The 20,283-nt window shown below is 59.6% G+C and carries 14 protein-coding genes; 9 read left to right on the top strand and 5 right to left on the bottom strand.

Annotated elements, in window-relative coordinates:
• Positions 1-324 precede the first annotated feature (324 nt).
• Complete coding sequence (locus N5D61_RS10185) at positions 325-2,067, bottom strand: IlvD/Edd family dehydratase (protein WP_108238181.1); 1,743 nt, start codon at positions 2,065-2,067, stop codon at positions 325-327.
• Between the two features lie 220 nt (positions 2,068-2,287).
• On the opposite strand from N5D61_RS10185, the gene N5D61_RS10190 reads away from it, so the two are divergent.
• From N5D61_RS10190 to N5D61_RS10220, 7 genes are all read left to right on the top strand, one after another.
• Positions 2,288-3,601, top strand: coding sequence for an MFS transporter (locus tag N5D61_RS10190; protein ID WP_108238182.1), 1,314 nt, complete (start codon positions 2,288-2,290; stop codon positions 3,599-3,601).
• 84 nt (positions 3,602-3,685) lie between these two features.
• The gene (gene araD1, locus N5D61_RS10195) at positions 3,686-4,678 is read left to right on the top strand and encodes an AraD1 family protein (protein WP_108238183.1); all 993 of its coding nucleotides are present in this window, start codon (positions 3,686-3,688) and stop codon (positions 4,676-4,678) included.
• A gap of 134 nt (positions 4,679-4,812) precedes the next feature.
• A complete protein-coding gene (locus N5D61_RS10200; protein WP_279892445.1) occupies positions 4,813-6,393 on the top strand; it encodes an aldehyde dehydrogenase (NADP(+)) in 1,581 nt (526 codons plus the stop codon).
• A 108-nt stretch (positions 6,394-6,501) separates the two neighbouring features.
• The gene (locus N5D61_RS10205; protein ID WP_279892447.1) at positions 6,502-7,827 is read left to right on the top strand and encodes an MFS transporter; all 1,326 of its coding nucleotides are present in this window, start codon (positions 6,502-6,504) and stop codon (positions 7,825-7,827) included.
• Positions 7,828-7,899: 72 nt separating this feature from the next.
• Positions 7,900-8,190, top strand: coding sequence for a DUF5629 family protein (locus N5D61_RS10210; RefSeq protein ID WP_108238186.1), 291 nt, complete (start codon positions 7,900-7,902; stop codon positions 8,188-8,190).
• A 256-nt stretch (positions 8,191-8,446) separates the two neighbouring features.
• Positions 8,447-9,613 carry a lactonase family protein gene (locus N5D61_RS10215; protein WP_279892450.1) on the top strand — a complete coding sequence of 389 codons (1,167 nt, stop codon included), beginning with the start codon at positions 8,447-8,449 and terminating at the stop codon, positions 9,611-9,613.
• Between the two features lie 188 nt (positions 9,614-9,801).
• Entirely contained in the window at positions 9,802-9,984 is a 183-nt protein-coding gene (locus N5D61_RS10220) for a hypothetical protein (protein WP_108238188.1), read from the top strand.
• A gap of 299 nt (positions 9,985-10,283) precedes the next feature.
• Here the strand turns inward: N5D61_RS10220 and N5D61_RS10225 are convergent, their stop codons facing one another.
• The gene (locus N5D61_RS10225) at positions 10,284-12,401 is read right to left on the bottom strand and encodes a TonB-dependent receptor (protein WP_279892728.1); all 2,118 of its coding nucleotides are present in this window, start codon (positions 12,399-12,401) and stop codon (positions 10,284-10,286) included.
• Between the two features lie 150 nt (positions 12,402-12,551).
• Positions 12,552-14,471 (bottom strand): IucA/IucC family protein, encoded by a 1,920-nt coding sequence (locus tag N5D61_RS10230; protein WP_279892453.1) that lies wholly within the window; start codon positions 14,469-14,471, stop codon positions 12,552-12,554.
• A gap of 342 nt (positions 14,472-14,813) precedes the next feature.
• On the opposite strand from N5D61_RS10230, the gene N5D61_RS10235 reads away from it, so the two are divergent.
• Together N5D61_RS10235 and N5D61_RS10240 are read left to right on the top strand one after the other, a co-directional pair.
• Complete coding sequence (locus tag N5D61_RS10235) at positions 14,814-15,005, top strand: hypothetical protein (protein WP_108238190.1); 192 nt, start codon at positions 14,814-14,816, stop codon at positions 15,003-15,005.
• Positions 15,002-15,232, top strand: coding sequence for a hypothetical protein (locus N5D61_RS10240; protein ID WP_108238191.1), 231 nt, complete (start codon positions 15,002-15,004; stop codon positions 15,230-15,232). Before N5D61_RS10235 ends, N5D61_RS10240 begins: the two co-directional genes overlap by 4 nt.
• Positions 15,233-15,335: 103 nt before the next feature.
• Here N5D61_RS10240 and N5D61_RS10245 read toward each other — a convergent pair whose 3' ends face one another.
• Positions 15,336-18,980, bottom strand: coding sequence for an AAA family ATPase (locus N5D61_RS10245; RefSeq protein ID WP_279892456.1), 3,645 nt, complete (start codon positions 18,978-18,980; stop codon positions 15,336-15,338).
• Positions 18,977-20,218, bottom strand: a complete 1,242-nt coding sequence (locus N5D61_RS10250) for an exonuclease SbcCD subunit D C-terminal domain-containing protein (RefSeq protein ID WP_279892458.1) — start codon at positions 20,216-20,218, stop codon at positions 18,977-18,979. The genes N5D61_RS10245 and N5D61_RS10250 overlap by 4 nt, the downstream gene beginning before the upstream one ends.
• Between the last annotated feature and the right edge of the window lie 65 nt (positions 20,219-20,283).

Consider the following 20,283-nt stretch of genomic DNA (forward strand, 5'->3'; position numbering starts at 1 on the left):
ACCGGAGGGAAGGAACCCTGACGCAGTCAGGGCCAAACCAGGAGCAAGCGGTTTTCCTCCATTTTGCCAAGACAAAATGGAGTCGCCCGTAAAGGGGCGAAACCCTAGCTCCCAGTCCACGCGCAAACGGATCTGCCCCGATTTCAGCCATACCTACGAAGCCATCGGTTCCGACACCGAGGACCGCTCCACAAGGAAGTTGCCCGTAAGGGGCGAAACCAACTCCCAGCCCACGCGCAAACGTATCTGCCCCCAGTTTTAGCCACACCGCGCCAGCATCCCTGTGGTCTGGTGGGCGCCTGAGCGTGGCTACGGCCATTGATCTCAATGAGAATGCCGTGGCACCTCAGCCCCGCGGGTGCCCACCAGGAAGTCGAAATCACAGCCTTGATCGGCCTGCATCACGTGGTCGATGTACAACTGACGATAGCCCCCGATCAGCTTCTGCTGCGGAGCCTGCCAATCGGCGAGACGCGCATCGAGTTCCTCCTGGGAAATGTCCAGATGCAGGCGCCCAGTGGCGCAGTCCAGCTCGATCCAGTCGCCTTCCTTCACCACCGCCAACGGCCCACCCGCTGCCGCCTCCGGCGCAACGTGCAATACGACCGTGCCGTACGCGGTGCCGCTCATGCGCGCGTCGGAAATACGCACCATGTCGGTTACGCCCTGCGCCAGCAGCTTGGCAGGCAGGCCCATGTTTCCCACTTCGGCCATCCCCGGATAACCCTTCGGTCCGCAGTTCTTCATGACCAGAATGCTGTTGGCGTCCACGTCCAGGTTCGGGTCGTTGATGCGTTCCTTATAGATATCGAAATTGTCGAACACCACGGCACGCCCCCGATGCTGCATCAGCGCCGGCGTGGCGGCGGAAGGCTTGAGCACCGCACCTTGCGGCGCGAGGTTGCCGCGCAGAACGCAGATCCCACCATCGGCGCGGATCGGGTTGTCCAGTGCGCGGATGACTTCGTCCTCACCGTAAATCGGCGAATGCTTCACGTTCTCCCGCAGGCTCTTGCCGTTGACCGTCAAGGCGTTCGGATGGGGCAGCAGACTGGCTTCGTCCATGCGCCGAAGCACCGCGGGCAGGCCGCCGGCGTAGTAGAACTCCTCCATCAGAAAACGACCGGAGGGCTGCAGATCGACAATGGTCGGCGTGCCGCGGCCGATGCGGGTCCAGTCGTCTAGCTCCAGGTCCACGCCAATGCGCCCCGCGATGGCCTTGAGGTGAATCACCGCATTGGTCGACCCCCCAATCGCCGCGTTGACTCGGATGGCGTTTTCGAAGGCTTCTTTGGTCAGGATCTTCGACAGCCGCAGGTCTTCGTTCACCATCTGCACCGCCCGCATGCCTGACATGTGCGCCAGCACGTAGCGGCGAGCGTCCACCGCCGGGATGGCGGCGTTATGTGGCAATGAAGTGCCCAGGGCCTCGGCCATGCAGGCCATGGTCGAGGCGGTGCCCATGGTGTTGCAGGTGCCTGCCGATCGGGACATGCCCGCTTCGGCGGAGAGGAATTCGTCGAGGCTGATCTGGCCAGCCTTATAGGACTCGTGCATCTGCCAGACGATGGTGCCCGCGCCGATGTCCTTACCTTTGTGTTTGCCGTTGAGCATCGGCCCGCCGGTGACGACGATGGCAGGCACGTCGCAACTGGCCGCGCCCATCAGCAGGGCAGGGGTGGTCTTGTCGCACCCGGTCAGCAATACCACGCCGTCGATCGGGTTACCGCGGATGGCTTCTTCCACGTCCATGCTCGCCAGGTTGCGCGTGAGCATGGCAGTCGGACGCAGGTTCGATTCGCCGTTGGAGAAGACAGGAAATTCGACCGGGAAACCACCGGCCTCGATAACGCCACGCTTGACGTGCTCGGCGATGGTTCGGAAATGGGCGTTGCAGGGGGTCAGTTCGGACCAGGTGTTACAGATGCCGATAATAGGTTTGCCGTGGAACTGATGGTCGGCGATGCCCTGGTTCTTCATCCAGCTGCGGTACATGAAGCCGTTCTTGTCGGCGGTGCCGAACCACTGGGCCGAACGCAGGGTAGGTTTCTTATTGGAATCAGACATAAATCAGCACTCTTATTGTAAGACTTAATTTTTGGCGTGGTGATTAAAATAGGCCGAAATTCTGGCGATTGGAAGTGTTGTAACGGTAAATAGTATTACTATATAGTCGGCTCCTATCGAGGGACGACCCTGTCAGCCAATCTCCTGCAGTCTCGGCACACACGAAGTCAGAGGCGAGCCCCGAGCCTTCCATAACAAAAACAATGTGGAGACCGCTTGCATGAGCCAGGAACTGAGGCTTATTCGCCGCATCACCTTGAAACTCATCCCGTTTCTGATCCTGCTGTACCTGATCGCCTATGTGGACCGATCTGCCGTGGGCTTCGCCAAATTGCACATGGGTGCAGACGTCGGCATCGGTGATGCCGCTTATGGCCTGGGTGCAGGGCTGTTCTTCATCGGCTACTTTCTGTTGGAAATCCCCAGCAACCTGATGCTCGAACGGTTTGGCGCCCGGCGTTGGTTTGCTCGGATCATGGTCACCTGGGGTGCGATCACCATGGGCATGGCGTTCATACAGGGGCCGACCAGCTTCTATGTGATGCGCTTTCTGCTCGGCGCGGCGGAAGCTGGCTTCTTCCCCGGCGTGCTGTACTACATCACCCAGTGGTTCCCGGTCCGCCATCGCGGCAAGATCCTGGGGCTGTTCATCCTCTCGCAACCCATTGCGATGATGATCACCGGCCCGATTTCCGGCGGGCTGCTGGGCATGGAAGGCATTGGCGGCCTGCACGGCTGGCAATGGTTGTTCCTGTGCATCGGCGCCCCTGCAATCCTGCTGACCTGGCCAGTGCTGCGCTGGTTGCCGGACGGTCCTAAAGACGTCAACTGGATGGACCCGGTCGAGAAAGACTGGCTGGCCGGCGAGCTGAAACGTGACCTGGACACCTACGGTCAGACGCGCCATGGCAATCCGTTGCGCGCCCTGAAAGACTCGCGGGTCTTGTTGCTGGCGCTGTTCTACCTGCCTGTCACCCTGAGCATTTATGGGTTGGGCTTGTGGCTACCCACGCTGATCAAACAGTTCGGCGGCAGCGACCTGGTCACCGGTTTCGTGTCCGCCGTGCCCTACATCTTCGGCATCGTTGGTTTGTTGATCGTCCCGCGCAGTTCCGACCGCCTGAATGACCGCTACGGCCATTTGGCTGTGTTGTACGTCATCGGTGCGTTGGGCCTGTTCTTCAGCGCTTACCTGGGCGCACCGGTGTGGCAATTGGCGGCGCTGTGCCTGGTGGCGTTTTCCCTGTTTTCCTGCACCGCAATTTTCTGGACGTTGCCGGGACGATTCTTCGCCGGCGCCAGCGCGGCTGCGGGCATCGCACTCATCAACTCGGTGGGCAATCTCGGTGGCTACATTGGGCCATTCGTCATCGGCTGGCTGAAAGAAATAACCGGCAACCTTGCCACGGGGCTTTATTTCCTGTCGGGCGTAATGGTGTGCGGCTTGATCCTGACGGGTGTGGTGTACCGCGTGCTCGAACGCAAGCACGTACTGCCGGAAAGCGAATTCGCCTCCAGCGCCCATTCGCGCTGACAGGTCGACAGCGGCCACATCGGGCTAAGGCGCAGTGTGTCTGCGATCACGTGGCGTGGCATAGCTCACAGAAGGAGTGTTCACATGCATTTGGTTCAATTCGAATTGGGTAATGGTCAGCGCCGTGTCGGGCTGGTGGACGGTGCGCTGGTGCGTGAAGTGCAGGGCGCGACCAGCACCCGCGACCTGGCCTTGGCAGCCATCGATAAACACATTTCCCTGGCTGAGCAGGTCGATAGCCTGGGGCTTGGTGACAGCCACGACTATTCGCAATTGCGCGCCGATTTGCGCATCCTGCCGCCGCTGGATCACCCCGATCCTGCGCACCTGCTGGTCAGCGGCACGGGCCTGACCCACTTGGGCAGCGCCTCGGCCCGGGACAAGATGCACCAACACGGCAATGACGAGTCGGCCATGACGGACACCATGCGCATCTTCAAATGGGGCATCGAAGGCGGAAAGCCTCAGGCCGGTCAGGCAGGGGTGCAACCGGAGTGGTTCTACAAAGGGGACGGCAGCATTGTCGTGCGCCCCGGCGAGGCCTTCCCGCAACCGCCGTTCTCCGAAGATGCCGGTGAGGAACCGGAACTGAGCGGTCTGTACGTGATCGGCAACGATGGCAAGCCCTACCGGCTGGGTTTTGCCATCGGCAACGAGTTCTCCGACCACATCATGGAGCGCAAGAATTACTTGTATCTGGCGCATTCGAAGCTCCGCGCCTGCTCATTCGGCCCTGAGCTGCGCGTCGGCGACTTGCCGCAGCATCTGGCAGGCACCAGCCGCATCCTGCGCGACGGCCAGGTGCTGTGGGAGAAAGAGTTCCTCAGTGGTGAGGCCAACATGTGCCACAGCTTGGAGAACCTCGAATACCACCACTTCAAATACAGCCAGTTCCTGCGCCCGGGTGACGTGCATGTGCATTTCTTCGGCACGGCGACGCTGTCCTTCGCCGACGGGGTCAAGACTCGGCCGGGGGACCACTTCGAGATCAGCCAGCGTGAGTTTGGCGCACCCCTGGTCAATGGCATCGCTGCGACCGAGGCGGTGTTTCAGCCGGGTGGAATCACACAGCTTTAAACGACAACGCCAACTCGATCGTTCCAAGGTTCGACGGGCAATGCCCTCGCGAACCCTCCGCTCCGCTCGGTGCAGGCGTCTGCAGTTTGTGCCAGGCGCTGTGGAGGAACGATCCCGCCACCGGAGTACCGTTCATGTTCCCCATCACAGGCCACAACTTCATCAATGGCGCCCGCAGCGCCGCAGGCAGCATCATCGTCTACAGCGTCGATGCCCACACCGGCGAGCATCTTCCCTATGACTTCCATCAGGCGACGGAAGCCGAAGTGGACGCCGCCGCCAGAGCCGCTGCATCGGCCTACCCCATCTACCGCGCCTTGAGCGCAGAAAAACGCGCACAGTTCCTCGATGCGATTGCCGACGAAATCGACGCGCTGGATGACGAGTTCATCGCCACCGTGTGCCGTGAAACCGCGCTGCCGACCGCTCGCATTCAAGGCGAGCGTGCCCGCGTGACCGGCCAGATGCGCCTGTTCGCCAAGGTCTTGCGCCGTGGCGATTTCTACGGCGCGCGCATCGACCTACCGCTGCCGGATCGCAAACCTGCGCCTCGTCCCGATTTGCGCCAGTACCGCATCGGCCTGGGCCCCGTCGCGGTATTCGGCGCCAGCAACTTTCCGTTGGCATTTTCCACGGCGGGCGGTGACACGGCGTCGGCTTTGGCCGCCGGCTGCCCCGTGGTATTCAAGGCCCACAGTGGTCACATGGCCACCGCTGAAATCGTCGCTGGCGCGTTGGTGCGGGCCGCTGAAAGGACCGGCATGCCCAATGGCGTTTTCAACATGATCTATGGCGGTGGGGTCGGCGAGTGGCTCGTCAAGCATCCGGCCATTCAGGCAGTGGGCTTCACGGGTTCGCTCAAAGGCGGTCGGGCGCTGTGTGACATGGCCGCCGCGCGACCTCAGCCCATTCCGGTGTTCGCCGAGATGTCGAGCATCAATCCGGTGATCATCCTGCCGCAGGCACTGGAGGCGCGCAGTGAACGCATCGCCACTGAGCTGGCCGCTTCCATCGTGCAAGGTTGCGGTCAATTCTGCACCAACCCCGGCCTGATCATCGGCGTGCGTTCGCCTGCCTTCACTGAGTTCCAGAAGCGTCTTGCCGATCAGATCAACGATCAGCCGCCCCAGACGATGCTCAACGCCGGCACTCTGGGCAGCTATACCCGAGGCCTGAAGGCGCTGCAGTCGCACGCTGGCATCGAGCAACTGGCTGGCAGTCATCAGCAGGGCGATCAAGCTCATCCGCAGTTGTTCAAAGCTGATGTGCGCCTGCTGTTGGAGGGCGATGCGTTGCTGCAGGAGGAAGTCTTCGGCCCGACGTCCATCGTTGTCGAAGTGGCCGATCAGGCCCAGCTCACCGACGCCTTGCTCGGCTTGCATGGTCAGCTCACCGCAACGTTGCTGGTCGACGGCGATGATCTGCAGCGTTTCAGCGAACTGACCGGGCTGCTGGAGCAGAAGGTGGGGCGCATCCTCATCAACGGCTATCCCACCGGCGTCGAAGTGGTCGATGCCATGGTCCACGGCGGCCCGTACCCCGCCACGTCCGATGCTCGAGGTACGTCGGTCGGCACCCTGGCGATCGACCGCTACTTGCGGCCCGTGTGTTTCCAGAATTACCCCGACAGTGCGCTGCCTGATGCCCTGAAAAATGCGAACCCCCTGGGCATTCAGCGGCTGGTGGATGGCGTCAATACCACCCACGGCTGGTAATCGATCGCTCCCACGCGCCAAACGCTGCGCGTCACGTCAGACGCTGCAGCCTTGAGCGTGGAAGCGAGCAACACCGATACATCTATAAAAACAATCGAGGTGCGCCCCATGACTGCCAACGCTATCCCGCTGGAACAGGTCGACACCGATGCGCTGGAAGACCGCATCTACCGCAAGGTCAGTTGGCGCATCGTGCCGCTGTTCATCTGCTGTTTTCTCTTCGCTTACCTGGACCGGGTGAACATCAGCTTCGCCAAACTGCAGATGGCCAGTGACCTGGGGTTCAGCGAGACGGTTTACGGCTTGGGCGCCAGTCTGTTTTTCGTGGGTTACTTCCTGTTCGAAGTGCCCAGCAATGTCTTGCTGCACAAGATCGGCGCGCGAATCTGGATCGCTCGCATCATGGTGTCTTGGGGTGTCGCATCGGCGTGCATGATGTTCGTGCAGACCGAATTCTGGTTCTACACGCTGCGCTTCCTGATTGGCGTCATGGAGGCGGGCTTTGTCCCAGGGGTGCTGTATTTCTTCACACAGTGGTACCCAAGCACCCGCCGGGCGCGGGTCAATTCCTATTTCAAGAGCTCCATTTGCCTGTGCGGAATCGTGGGTGGTCCGATCGCCGGGTTGATTCTCGGTCACTTCGATGGCGTCATGGGCATGGCTGGCTGGCGCTGGTTGTTCTTGCTGGAAGGCATCCCTTCGGTGCTGCTCGGCGGGGTGGTGTTCTGGCTGGTCAAGGACCGGATCGAAGACGCCCCCTGGCTCAGCGCTCAGGAAAAGCAGGTGGTGCTGGCGCGCATGGCCAACGAATCCCGGCCTGCCACATCGCAAACGGTCAAGGACATCTGGAAGCACCCGACCACGTATGTGATGTCGGCGATCTATTTGTGCCTGGTCATGGCGCTGACAGGGCTGTTGTTCTGGATGCCACAACTGATCAAGAGCGCGGGCGTGGTGGACACGATGAACATCGGGCTGCTGACCGTTATTCCTTATGTCGGGGCGGTCATCGGCAACCTGCTGATCGGCGCCAGTTCCGACCGCCATCGTGAGCGTCGCTGGCACATGGCAGGCTGTGCCACCCTCACGGCGCTCGGCTACTTGGTCTGTGCGCTGTTTCCAGCGCAGTTGCTGGCACTGATGATCGGGATGACGCTGATCATGACCGGCATCATCGCCTGGATGCCGATCTTCTGGACCATCCCGCCGCGTTTTCTGACCGGTATCGCGGCCGCCGCTGGGATCGCACTGATCAACTCCCTGGGCCAGCTAGGCGGCATCATTGCGCCGTTCATGGTGGGGCGGATCAAAGACCTCACTGGCACGGCCACACCGGCCTTGTTCGCACTTTTCGCCGTGAGCGTGTTGGCAATCGCCCTGATCGTCTGGGGCATACCGGCGCGCTATTACGCGAAGGAGGCCAGCGCCGAATGACGGGTCGATTGTCTGGGAGCACGACTGACTTTTGGCCTATCATTCGCGCTTTACCCTTTGCGAAGCCTTGCCATGACCACCACCCCTGAAAATCTCCGTGCGGTACTGCAACAAGCCCTGACCGCTCACGGTATGCTGGAAATCGACGGCCTCCACGCGTTCGAGTTCACCCTCGACGAAGGGCTGCAAATCGAAAGCATGGACGGCCGCGAGCGCAAGGTCTGGCGTTTTTCGCTGGCGCAGGTCGACACCGCGGAATTCGACGAGACCTTGCAAAGCTGGGTGATCAACGACGGTAACGCCGACCACCGCCTCGTGGTGCTCGAGGCGTTCTCGGCGGGGGATGACGAAGAAGACGAATGAGTACGGCTGTTCTCCACTCGCGAGTGTGGCTTGCCCAGGCCGCACTCGGACGGCCTGGCCCGCAGCGACCGGCAAGCCTGCCCATCCCCTCTGCTTGATACACCCCGGTTTCAAGGCAGCTGTGCCGCCGGCGTAAAGGACACACCTGGCCACCGCGTCTGCTCTGTGGGGGGGCAACTACCTCCCGTGCTCCGCTGTCTTAGCCCTGATTCACGCGTGAACGCGCGCCAACACTATCAACAACGAGATCGCTCAAATGACTCCCCGACTCTTGCCCTGGCTGGTGCTTGCCAGCAGCCTTACCGCTCTTTCCGCTCAGGCTAAAACCATGACCGATTACGATGTGCTGGTCGGCGCTTATACTGCCGGTGCCAGCGAAGGTATTTACCGCTATGGCTTCAATACGCAAAGCGGGCAGCTCGATGCCTCCCCGCGCCAAGTGATCAAAAGCGAGAACCCCTCTTGGCTCACCCTCTCCAAGGACCAGCGTCATCTGTTCGCCGTCAACGAAAACGGCCCAGGCCAGACCGACGTGGTGGGCAAAGTCAGCAGCTTTTCCATCGATCCCAAAACCCACGCCGTTTCGTTCATCAATCAGATCGACAGCAAAGGCGAAGAGCCCACTCACTCCAACCTGAGCGCTGACGGGCGCTTCCTGTTCGTCGCCAACTATGCAGTCCATCCCGATCCTGGGGGTTCCCTGGCGGTAGTGCCCGTGGGCAAGGACGGCAAACTGGCCCCAGTGGTTCAGACCGCCACCCACCCCGCGAGCAAGGTCAATCCCGAGCGCCAAGCGTCGTCCCATGTGCACTCGGCAGTGCCCACGCCGGATGGCAAATACCTGGTCGCGATGGACCTGGGTGCCGACAAGCTGTTCGTTTTCAACTATGACCCTCAACAGGCCCAGCCCCTCAAACCTGCCAAAATGCCCGCCGTGGAGCTGCCACCCGGGAGCGGCCCACGCCATCTGCTGTTCAGCAAAGATGGGAAACACGCTTGGCTGACCACGGAAATGAGCGCCCAAGTCGCGGTGTTCGATTATCACGACGGCGTGTTCAAACGTACGCAACTGGTGGACTTGGCCAAGCAGGACGGCCAGCAATACCGCGCTGCCGGCGGCCTGCACACATCGCCGGACGGAAGGTTTCTGTACGTGGCCAACCGGGGTGAGGTCAACGAGTTGCTGGTGTTCAGCATCGACGCCAAGAACGGGCAGTTGAAAGAGATCCAGCGCCGCTCCGTTGAAGGCAAAGAGCCTCGTGAATTCGCCTTCGACCCCAGCGGCCATTTCGTATTGATCGCCAATCAGAAAAGCAACCAGATCGTCACCGTTCGCTTCGACGCCCAAACCGGTCTTCTGGGCGAGACCGTGCAGAAAATCGACTTTGATTCACCCTCGGATTTCCGCTTTCTGACCCGCTAAGTCATCCGGAGCGACACATTGACGCAGGCTGTAGCCCTTGAAGAACAAGGGCTGCAGCCATGTATTAATTGGCGTGATATGGGCTAGTGGCAGAAAAGATTTTTTCTGAAAGCAGCTCGGGCGTAACTTTCATTCCACGGCCACGACGGTCAAGACTTGAAACGAAACACGACACCGAGGTATGCATCATGAACTTCAATCTCTTCTCCATCATCGCCGCCTCTGCCATCTCCGCTTCTGTCGCATTGCCTGCCAGTGCCAGCGTTGAAGTTGCGGAAAAGAAAGTGGCATCGACCCAGAGCTACACCCCGAAATACTTGCAGCAAAGTGCCAACTTCTACGCCGCTCTGGATCATAAGACTCAGCAATGAATAACCCTGATCCGATGAACCCATTCCCCATCTACGATGTACACGAAACTGGGGAATGGGTTCCTGACCAACTTGGTCATCCTCGCCTGAAATAATGGATTGTCTGCACTGAAAGAACGCTTTCGCGAGCAACTTCGCCTTCAACAGGTTGACGCGACCCACTGACCACTGCGTGTCAGGCCATGTGTCAAATGTGGGCGAGCTTGCTCGCGAAAGCGTTGAATTCCCTCCCTTTGGTCCCCGTCAGCTGACTAAGCGACGGGGATTTTTTTATGCGCAAAAATGACAGAGTGGGTAGCTTAGAAGTCCAGTGCGTAACTAACGCCCACTGTCCGGCCTTGGGCGTGTGCGTAAGGCGCACGTGACGTTGCCTGACTGAACAGTGAATAGTATTGGCGATTACACAGGTTGTAGATTCCGCCCTCCAGCCGTCCCACCGACAAAGACGTCGACCCCATCAGATCGAAGACTGTATAGCCGCTGATTTCGCGCCCGTTGTTGTCTTTCGAGGCGGCGTCATAGTTGCCGAGGTGAAGGGCTTGGAGCCGAACCGAATAACGATCAGGTGCATATTCGGCAAAGACTGTGGTTTTGGCGGGTGATACGCGTGTCGCGGGCAGGTCGACCCATTTCCCGGTTTGGCGCGTTTCTCCCTTCGTCCACGCGTAAGTTCCACCGGTCATTAATGCGTCAGTCAATCGATGCTGCAGATCGACTTCAAATCCTCGTACCCGTTCTTTCTGATTGATCAGACGCAACGCCCGGGTTTGTGCGTCATAGAACTGCGTGACGTCAGAGGTGTTCTCATACACGGTGATCTGACTTTGCCATCTGTCTGCCGTCGCGCGCCAGCCCAATTCATGGCTATTGACCTTCAACGCCTGTGCGTTGAGTTGGCTGATGTCATACGTACTGCTGACTTCACGCAAGTAACGTTGGATATCGGGCAGTGAGAAGCCTTGGCTGAAATTGGCGAAGACTTCCTGTGTCTCGTCCAACCGATACACCGCACCCGCGTTGTAAAGTGTGGCGTCGTATTTAAGGGTCTCGCCGGGCAGCGTCGACCAGCGCCCGGTTCGCACAATTTCGCCATAAGCGATGCTGTCACTGACATCACTTTCAATCCAGGTTCTGCGTACCCCGCTTCGCAGCGTCCAGTCGCCCAGTTCATAGGACGCTTGGGCAAATATTGCCTGGGTAGTGGTGATGAGGTCAGGCCCCAACTCATACGTGGTGCCGGTCTTACGATAGGTCAGCCCATCGATCACGTACTGGTCAGCACGTTGGCGGGAGCGTTCGTGGTCATAATCAGCCCCCCACACAACCCGACCTGTGGCGCGTCCAATGTCAGGGAGAGCAGATTGGATCGCAGCGCGTAAGCCGTACACATCCTGCACGCTGTTGTTATCGGAGAAACCTGCCTTACCCCGACGAACGGCAGGAAAAAAGAGTGCATCGCTACGCCGCCAGTAACCTTCCATTTGCAGGTCCTGCGCGAGAAATTCGTTGTCGGTGTAGCTCAGATTGATGGCCTGTTTGTGCGTATAAGGCTGATCCTCCAAATCGAGGCCCTTGACTGCTACGGCTTCACTCAGGTTTTTCGGATCCTTGATGTAGCGGGTATGTTGTTGGTCCTTATAGTCTTGCAACCCCAACTTGAGTGCGCGTGTGGCGTCGAGTGCATAACCGAATCGGGCCAGTAGGTCATACGTTTTGGTGTCCATGTTGCTGCCCTGCGACGTGTCCTGCGCAATACGTTTACCGTTGCCATCGAATTGATCGTTGCGCTGGCTAAGTGCTGCCGAAAAATATCCGTCCCACGCACCTGATTGCCCCGTGGCGCTTTGGAAGACGTCATAAGACACCCCTCCAGAGCGAAGCGTGTTCCCGGTCGCTACGCCGACTTTGCTGCTGAATCCGAGCGCTTCTCCGTTGTTGCGTTTGGTGATGATGTTGATGGTCCCCCCTGATGCTCCCGCGCCATAAATGCTGCTGGCGCCTGAAACCACCTCGATACGCTCGATGCTGTCGGCAGCGATGCTATTCAACTGCCGGTAATTGTCCCTCGTCGATTGCTGTGATACCCCGTCAATCAGTACCAGCAGGCCCCGCCCTCGCAGTGACTGGCTGAAGTTGCTCATGCCTCCTGTCCCAGGGGCAAGTCCCGGTACCAATTGTCCGAGGATGTCCGACACCCTCCGCCCGGCCATGCTTTGCTGGCGAATCTGCTCGGCATGGATGACCTGCACAGAACCTGGGATCGACGCGATATTTTCCCGGGCTCGCGTCGCAGACACGACCACTTCAGAAAGATTGATCGCGCCGGGCGTTTGGGTGTTTTCGCTTCGTTCGGCCGCTAACGGGAGAGTGACGTAACCGAACAGAGGCAGAAGAAAGGTGAATGTGTGTTTTGTCATTGTGGGATGTCGCCGACTGGTATTGGGCTGGACGGGAACACGGGAGCGTGGGTTTAACGAATGGCGCGGACGATCATCGATAAGTGTCCGACACGATCTCCCGATTGGCCCCATGAGGGTGTAAAGAGCATCGCGGGCATCCCGCTTGGCTCAAACCGCATGAAGGTCATGGTTCAATGGGTTTTTCAGACGCCCTGTGATGTCGGTACGGCTGTCAACCAGACGCATTCGAAGGAGTGATTTCGCGGGCCAGTCGTGAATCAGCAAAGCAGCCCTTTCGGTTTGCCAACGTTGAGGTTCCGCTCGCTCCCTTAAATCGTCGAAGCAGCAGTTGACGTGAGCACTGAGGACCTCCCACAGATCCGATTCAGCGACCGCCCAATGCTGGGCAATCAGTAGAAGCAGTTCGCCGAAGTGGCACATGAAAGCGGCGTGCAGCAGTTTGTCTCTAACGATGCTGGCGTCGTCATACAGTGTCATTTCCGAGTCTTCCAGTTGCAGATCGAACCCACGCTGATGCAGGGTTGTTTTATCGATCCGAATGTCACCGAAATCACGCAGCAACAGGCGAGAGGGATGCCCGTCCGCTCCCATGATCATGAGGCTGTTTTGCTGGTGGGCTTCAAAGGCGACGCCGTACAGCACATACATTCCGAGAATTCCTGGTAAGGCGGCGTACAGGTAACAGTCCAGGAACTGCAAGACGGCCTGCGTGGTATCAGTGCCTTCGGATAACGACACCCAGTGACGTAGGAGTGGTTGATGCTCGTGGTCCATGGCGAACAGACTGCCAACAGGAATCGCGATTTCTCCCGGCTCAAGGGAGTCGCTCAGGTTTGCCCGGTAAAGCGCAGACAGGTGGCGTGCGCGGTCGTCAGAAACGCCAGGCGCGCGGAAATGCAAGCCAGTGTGTTCAGCGACTATCGTCAGTTTCTTCTGAAGGCCAGGCTCGCTCTTCAATATCTTCATCAACAGAGCCGATACCCTCGGCCCCATGCATGCAGACCTTGGTGAGACCGTACGTTGAGCACTGGTCAGGCCCAGACCTACAGGTAGTTTGACCATCGGGGCGGGGGCGCTGGCTTCGGGTAAAACCGTACGAAAGGACATCGTGGGGTGTGCGATGAATGCGGTTATCCGGGTGACGATTAATAGTTGATCTCGGATTTCAGCGGCAAAGAGTTTGGGTAATGTCTTCTCGGCCTGCCATGGGTGGACAGGCAAGGCGATGTAGTCGTGAGCGTTCAACGCCATCGCTTCAAGCTGTCTGCCCAGTTCATGCATGGGTCCGGGGAGCCAGCGCATCAGCTCGGATGAGTAGTCCGGGAAATCAGGGAGTGATTCGATATGCATGAAGTCTCTGTGTACGGCGTACAGCAAGACATTGAAGCTCGATTCGAACTCCGGCGAGTAATCAATGACTTCTGAGGTTGCTAACCCCAATTTGGTTTTACAGTTGGGATGCCATGGATGTCCCGTTGTCCCCCACTGCTCCAGAAGCAGGCTGACATTGATGGCGTTTTCTCTTCTCAGCCCGGCTAAGAACGACCGGGTGTTATTTTTGATGTAGGCATTTTTAAGACGTGTACTCCAGGCATCATGAAAGGCAATACATAGGGTGTCATTCATGAAGCTGTTATCGATTTCCTCTGAAAGCCGAACAAGAGAATCAATGTTTGTGGAGAGGGTCAGCGCAGGTAGAAGCAAGTCAAGGAGTTGCGAAGGGAGGTAAACACGCGCGACAGGTTGGTCGTATGGGTGGCTATATATGCCACCCGTCAGCGACCACGCATTCATCCGGTGTTGGATGAGGCCATCGAATACCAAATGGTGTGTGGGGCTCAACGCTAAGCGATAGCCGTGGGGGATTCTCTCTAGTGAGTCCGAACTTAATATGCCCTCTCTCAATAGTGCTTGTAACAGTCTCTGCAAGCTTCGTTGCGATGAGGTATGAGCGGCGTGATTCAGTCGCGGTGCATCAATATCGTATTTTTTGAAAGAGGGATGATCTATGGCTATCCCCCATTGAGTGAGGACTGTGTCGGGAATTGAAAAAGGCGCTGCGATCACATTCAAATCCTTGGTAATTCATCATCACACCCTCTTCAGCAGGGAATGATGATAATGATTATTATTGGCTCTAGCGAGAGGGGCGCAATTTAATGGGGAAGGAAGTTGTCGTCTGTCGGGTAAGTGCGACTGAGAGCGAAGGAAACTTCTGATTGGGCGTGTGAGGACAAGGGAATGGATTTCCTAAGCCATCATTCGCAGCGTAAGAGCCGCTCTATTAGCTGGATTTACTTCGTTAATAATCAACTTGGTTGATCTTTTGAATCGTTCCTTATCGTTTTTCAATATCACGCGCGCCGGGCATTCTTGCCGCCAGAAAAGAAACATCCCGGAGCTGCTGTCATGGCCACTGCCATTCTTCATTCACTTAAACAGGGCGCTTATACCGCCATCGCGTTGTATGTCGTTTTCATCGCAGTGGTCACTGTCGTCAGTCTGAATCCACACTTAGGCGAACCTTCATCGGTGGCCGCGCAGTCGTCTGTCGTTGCACTGGACCGTGCAGCCGATCAGGCGAAGGGGCGTGCATCGTGAGAGGCGCCAACTTTTGGGTCATTGTGTTTTTCGCCCTCATCAACAACGGGTGCTCGTTGCTGGGCCACGGCGAGGGATCGGTCGGCGGTGTGGCTCGGAGCATGGAATTCAAGACGGAGGTCGCGCAGGACATCGAGATGCTGCGGGCCCAGCGATTGACCGCAGGCCATCCACCGCCCAAACAGGGTGAGCTGTTTTCGACGATCTTCCAGTGGTCGGTGGCCTAGCGATTCATCCAGGCCACGCGTCTGGCCGAAGTGCGTAAGTGCCCGCGATCGTGATCGTCCTCAAGCAGGGCCTGGGGACGATGATCGCGCGAGCGCATGGCCGTCACGAAGTGACTTCCAGCGTACTGAGCCCATTGCCTTGGCGACGGACCTGAATCTGCACCGGGATGCGTTCGTGCATTTCCTGGACGTGAGAAATGACGCCGACCTTGCGGCCTTGAGCCTGCAATCCGTCGAGGGCGTCCATGGCCAGTTGCAGCGATTCAGGGTCGAGGCTGCCAAAGCCCTCGTCGATGAACAGCGATTCGATCCTCAGCGTGCTCGATGCCATGGAGGCCAGCCCCAAGGCCAGCGCCAGTGACACCAGGAACGTCTCCCCGCCTGACAGGGAGTGGACCGAGCGCAGCTCGTCGCCCATTTCGGTGTCCATCACCAACAAGCCCAGCAGGCTGCCGCCGCGTTTTAGACGATAGCGACGCACCAGTTGCTTAAGTTGGGCATTGGCGTGGTGCACCAGCAAATCCAGGTTGTACGCCTGAGCGATTTTGCGGAAGGTGTCACCGTTGGCCGAGCCGACCAATGCGCTGATGCGGCCCCAGCGCTGGTATTCGGACGCAGCGTCAGCGATCCGCGCCTGCAGCTCGCGGCTGGCGTCGCGGCGGCGATCATCCTCGCTGAGCTGCGCGCGCAGGTCGGCGCAGGATTGGTCATGGATCGCTGTTTTCGATTGAGCTTCCTCCACGGCTTCCAACAGTTGCCTGGCATCGCTGAGGTCGCTGTGTTGCGCCTGATGCTGCTGGACCTGCGTCTCGCGCTCTTGCACCAGAACCTTCGCCTGTTCCAGTGCCTTTTCGCTCTGTTGCAACCGCTGACGGAGCTGGGTGACACCGTCGTCGCTCAGGCTCAGCAGCACGTCCAGCGCCGCGTCGTCCTGTTCACCGTGCTCATCGCGCCAGGCCGTGATCTGGCTGTCGAGATCGGCGACTTCCTGTTCGAGCACGCGCTGGCGCTGTTGTTCGCCTTCCAGCTCAGCGGTCAGTTTGATCAAGCCGCTGCGGGCGTGTTGTAAGGCTTCAGCGGTATTCGTCTGAGCTTGGCGCGCTGATTCGACGGCTTGTTCCAGATGCTGTTGCCATTGCTCGGCACTGGCGTGTCCGCCCAAGAGGCCTTGCAAGCGTTGCTGCACCGACTGCTGATGCTGTTGGCGCTGTTCGACACGCTTTTGCAGGTCGTGATACTGCTGCTGACGACCTTCTTGGGCAAATCGCTCACGCTCGAGGTGCTGCGCCCGCGCGGCATGTTCCTGCTGCTCGTCCTTCTGTTGATCAAGGTGCTGAATGCGTTGAGCGATGGCGGTGTCCAGTTGCACGAAGCTTTCGGTGGCCGAGGCGCGCCACGCCGTCAGGCTTTCGCTCGGCAGCAAGGGCTCGAACTCCTGCAGCGCTGTTTCGAACGCCAGGTTGTCCTGGGAAATGCTGCGCTGTTGATCCTCCAACAGTTTCATCGCCTGTTGACTGGCTTCCCGGGCGTCCTGGACTTGCTGCTGAAGGGCTTCGGCGTCGCGCTGCACTTTCAACAGTCGGGCCTGGCGTTGCTCGGCGCTGAGCACCTCTTGGGCCAATTGGTGCAGACGCTCGCTCAGCCAATCGCTGCGCAGGTGTTCGGGTTGCTCAAGCAGGCGGGGATACAGAGGATGGGCTTGCAGCTCCGGCGTCAGCTTCTGCAGTTGCTCGTCGAGTTGGTCCAGCTGCGGTTTGGACTGTTTGAGCTGAAGGTTCAGTTCGCCCACTTCGGCACGCAGTTCGGCGAGTTGTTCGCTCAGCCGACTGACCTTCTGACGAGCCATGGCTTCTTCGTTTTCATCGTGGCCTGACAATGCCTGCAGCAGGGCATCAGACTGGTGGTACGGGTGTTCTTCGCTGCCGCAGACAGGGCAGGGCTGGTGATCCACCAGTTGCTCGCGCAATTGCTCGACGCTGGCGCTGAGAGCCAGACGCTGACGTTGCAGCAACTCCACGGTGGTCTTGAGCGCCTGCTCGGCGGCGTCGTGTTCGCTTTTGAGCTGCAAACCTTTGGCAATGCCTTGGGCGCGACGCTCGGTGGCCCGTTGTTGCTGGCTCTGCACTGTACTCAAACGTTCGGCGATGTCCTGATGCCGCTGCCACAAGCGCTCCAATGCGTCACTGGCGCTGTGCTGCTGGCGGTTGTCCTGCAACAGTTGCCCGAGCCGCTCAATCTCTTGACTCACTGCGTCGGCTTTGACTTCGGCGTCGTCATACAACGCCTGCAAGGCGGTGCGACGTTCGCTCAACGCCTGCTCGGCGAGGGTAGAGGCCTGCTCCAGCGCAGGCAGCTCGTCGCGGCCCTTATTCAGCCGCGCGCTGACCAGCACGACCTGTTGCAGGCGAGGGCGGTAGGCGACCCACGACTGACTCAGGGCGTCCAGCGCCGCGCTGTTTTCCAAGTGCTCGGCAATGGTGTGCAGGCGCGCTTCGACGTGTTGCTGCTTCTCGTTCAACTGGTCGAGCGCGGCCTGCCCGTCCTGGCTTGCCTGACCGGCAACCCGGGCCTGTTCACTGAGGTGATGCAGTTCGTCGTTCAGGTGATTGAGCTGAACCTGTTGCTCGAACGCTTCGTTCAGCGCCGGTCTGGCGGCGTGTTGCTGTTCCTGTGCCTGTTGCAACGCAAGCTGGTCGGCGGCGCTGCGCGTCTCCAGATCCGAGAGCGTGGCTTGGGCGCTTGAGTGCGCTTGAAGGTGCTCTCGAACCTGTGAGGCGAGCGTTGTCAGCTGAAGGTCGAGCTTCTGACGTTGGCCGAACAAGTGCCGTTGGGGCGCGAGCCGTTCCAGCCGGGTCAGTTGCTGGCGTTCATCGCTCAGGCCTTCCCAGGTTTGTTGCGCGCGAGTGAGCTGTTCGTTGGCGGCCAGATGACCGTCACGTAGACGGTTCAATTCGCTGAGCCATTGTTGTTTCAGCTCCAGTTGCCGTAACTGCGCCTGAGCCAGCTTCAACTGTTGCTGCGCGTCGTTGAAACGGCCTTCCAGCACGGTGCGCTGCTCCGCGTCCAGGGGAGCGAGATTGCCTGCCTGGGCATTGAGGGCTTTCAGCGCCTCTTCGGCTTCCTTGCTCTTGCTGTAGGCGCGTCGCCCCAATTGGCTGTAGATCGCCGTGTCCGTCAGCTTTTCCAGCAGTTCACTGCGCTCGCGGTCGTCGGCCTTGAGGAAGGCGCTGAATTCGCTTTGGGCCAGCATCACAGCGCGGGTGAACTGTTCGAAGTTCAGGCCCAGTCGGGCTTCGAGCAAGGTTTTGTATTCGGTTTTGTTCTGGCTGCTGAGGATCTGATCGCTGTCCAGATCGGTCAGGGTCTGGCGGCTCTGTTGCAGCTTTTTCGTCGCATTGTCGCGGGCGCGGTTGGTTTCCCAGCGCGCGCGGTAACGGCGCTTGTCGATGCCGACGAAGTCCACCTCGGCGTAACCGCTGCCGGTGCCGCGACGCAGCAGGTTGCGCGGGTCGGCCGTGCTGATGTCGCCGTCTATCTCCGGCACGCGCGACTGGCCGATATCGTTCAGCCGCGGAATCGCCCCGAACAACGCCAGGCACAAGGCGTCGAGCAGGGTGCTCTTGCCCGCGCCGGTCGGGCCGGTGATGGCGAACAAACCGGCGCTGGCCAGTGGCTCGGCGGTGAAGTCCAGTTCGAAGGGGCCGGCCAGAGAGGCCAGGTTTTTCAGGCGAATGGCGAGGATCTTCATGGCTGCTCACCCTCGAGCTGCACGTCCTGCAGCAGGGTGGCGAAGTCCTGCAAGGTCTGCTCATCCACCTCTGTCCCGTAGCTGTCGAGCCAGGCGCGACTGAACAATTCTTGCGGCGTGAGCTGGTCCAATTCGATCAAGTCGCGCGCGTCTTCGTCGGGGCGAGGGCCTTTCCCCGCGTATTCGGCGGCGATCCGCACCAGCCGCACGGCCTTGTTTTCCAGGGCGGCTTCGATCTGATTGCGCAGGTCCGGCTGCGGCTCATCCAGCTTGACCCGTACCTCCAGCCATGGCTGGCGGTCAACGTCGGCCAGTAGGTCGATATCCGGCAAGTCCTTGAGCTGCAGCAACAGTTCCGCCAGGGGCGCGGGCCCGACCCGTTGCAGATTGACTGCCCGAGGGATCAGCATGGGTTGGACGCTGACCAGTTTTTCGCCCTCGCACTCGATTTCCAGGATCTGGTGCTGGTAGCCAATTTCCGAGAATGACAATGGAATCGGCGAGCCGCTGTAGCGAATGCGATTCTCGCCGTTGACCTTCTGCGGTTTGTGCAGGTGCCCCAGCGCGACATAGGTGATGGCGTCGCCGAACAAGCTGGCGGGCAAGGCTTCGGCGTTGCCGATGATCAGGCTGCGCTCGGAGTCCTCTGAAACGGAGCCGCCTGCCATGTGCGCGTGACTGATGGCGATCAGCGGCTGGCCTTTCTTGCGTTTCTGCTGAGCGGCAGCGATGAGCTTCTCATGCACCTGGCCGATGCCGTGCAAGTAGTTGTCGCCCAAGGCCGGGCCGGTCACTTCCGCCGGGCGCAGGAACGGCAGCGCCAGGCACCAGCCCAGCACCTTGCCCTTGGGGTTGGTGAGCGGCAACAGCAGGCGTTCTACGTCAAGCACCCCGTCATCGAGCCACAGCACGCGGCCTAGCGCGTGGGTGCGCAGGCGGCGCATCAGCGGGGCGGGCAGCTCGATGCGTGAGCCGGAGTCGTGGTTGCCCGCGATCATGACGATGGTCAACTGCGGGTTGCGCTCATGGGCGCTGACGATGAAGTCGTACAGGCGCTCCTGGGCTTTGACCGGCGGGTTGACCGTATCGAAGATGTCGCCCGCGATCAGCAGCACATCAGGCGTACGCTCGCCCAGACGGGCCAGCAGCCATTTCAGGAAACACTCATGTTCGAAGTCCCGCTCCTGGCCATGGAGGTTCTGGCCCAGATGCCAGTCGGAGGTGTGGAACAGACGCATTGATTTACCTTGGTTCTTTGGGGGCGCGCGACCGCACCGGCGGGCTGCCGTTCTGCGACGAGTCG

Origin of the sequence: Pseudomonas sp. GD03842 (genome assembly GCF_029841165.1) — a bacterium.
Lineage (GTDB): Bacteria > Pseudomonadota > Gammaproteobacteria > Pseudomonadales > Pseudomonadaceae > Aquipseudomonas.

What these genes read in the sequence shown, in the direction of transcription:
- N5D61_RS10185 (WP_108238181.1), bottom strand. Translation starts at nt 2,067, where the DNA reads ATGTCTGATTCCAATAAGAAACCTACCCTGCGTTCGGCCCAGTGGTTC.
- N5D61_RS10190 (WP_108238182.1), top strand. Translation starts at nt 2,288, where the DNA reads ATGAGCCAGGAACTGAGGCTTATTCGCCGCATCACCTTGAAACTCATC.
- araD1 (WP_108238183.1), top strand. Translation starts at nt 3,686, where the DNA reads ATGCATTTGGTTCAATTCGAATTGGGTAATGGTCAGCGCCGTGTCGGG.
- N5D61_RS10200 (WP_279892445.1), top strand. Translation starts at nt 4,813, where the DNA reads ATGTTCCCCATCACAGGCCACAACTTCATCAATGGCGCCCGCAGCGCC.
- N5D61_RS10205 (WP_279892447.1), top strand. Translation starts at nt 6,502, where the DNA reads ATGACTGCCAACGCTATCCCGCTGGAACAGGTCGACACCGATGCGCTG.
- N5D61_RS10210 (WP_108238186.1), top strand. Translation starts at nt 7,900, where the DNA reads ATGACCACCACCCCTGAAAATCTCCGTGCGGTACTGCAACAAGCCCTG.
- N5D61_RS10215 (WP_279892450.1), top strand. Translation starts at nt 8,447, where the DNA reads ATGACTCCCCGACTCTTGCCCTGGCTGGTGCTTGCCAGCAGCCTTACC.
- N5D61_RS10220 (WP_108238188.1), top strand. Translation starts at nt 9,802, where the DNA reads ATGAACTTCAATCTCTTCTCCATCATCGCCGCCTCTGCCATCTCCGCT.
- N5D61_RS10225 (WP_279892728.1), bottom strand. Translation starts at nt 12,401, where the DNA reads ATGACAAAACACACATTCACCTTTCTTCTGCCTCTGTTCGGTTACGTC.
- N5D61_RS10235 (WP_108238190.1), top strand. Translation starts at nt 14,814, where the DNA reads ATGGCCACTGCCATTCTTCATTCACTTAAACAGGGCGCTTATACCGCC.
- N5D61_RS10245 (WP_279892456.1), bottom strand. Translation starts at nt 18,980, where the DNA reads ATGAAGATCCTCGCCATTCGCCTGAAAAACCTGGCCTCTCTGGCCGGC.
- N5D61_RS10250 (WP_279892458.1), bottom strand. Translation starts at nt 20,218, where the DNA reads ATGCGTCTGTTCCACACCTCCGACTGGCATCTGGGCCAGAACCTCCAT.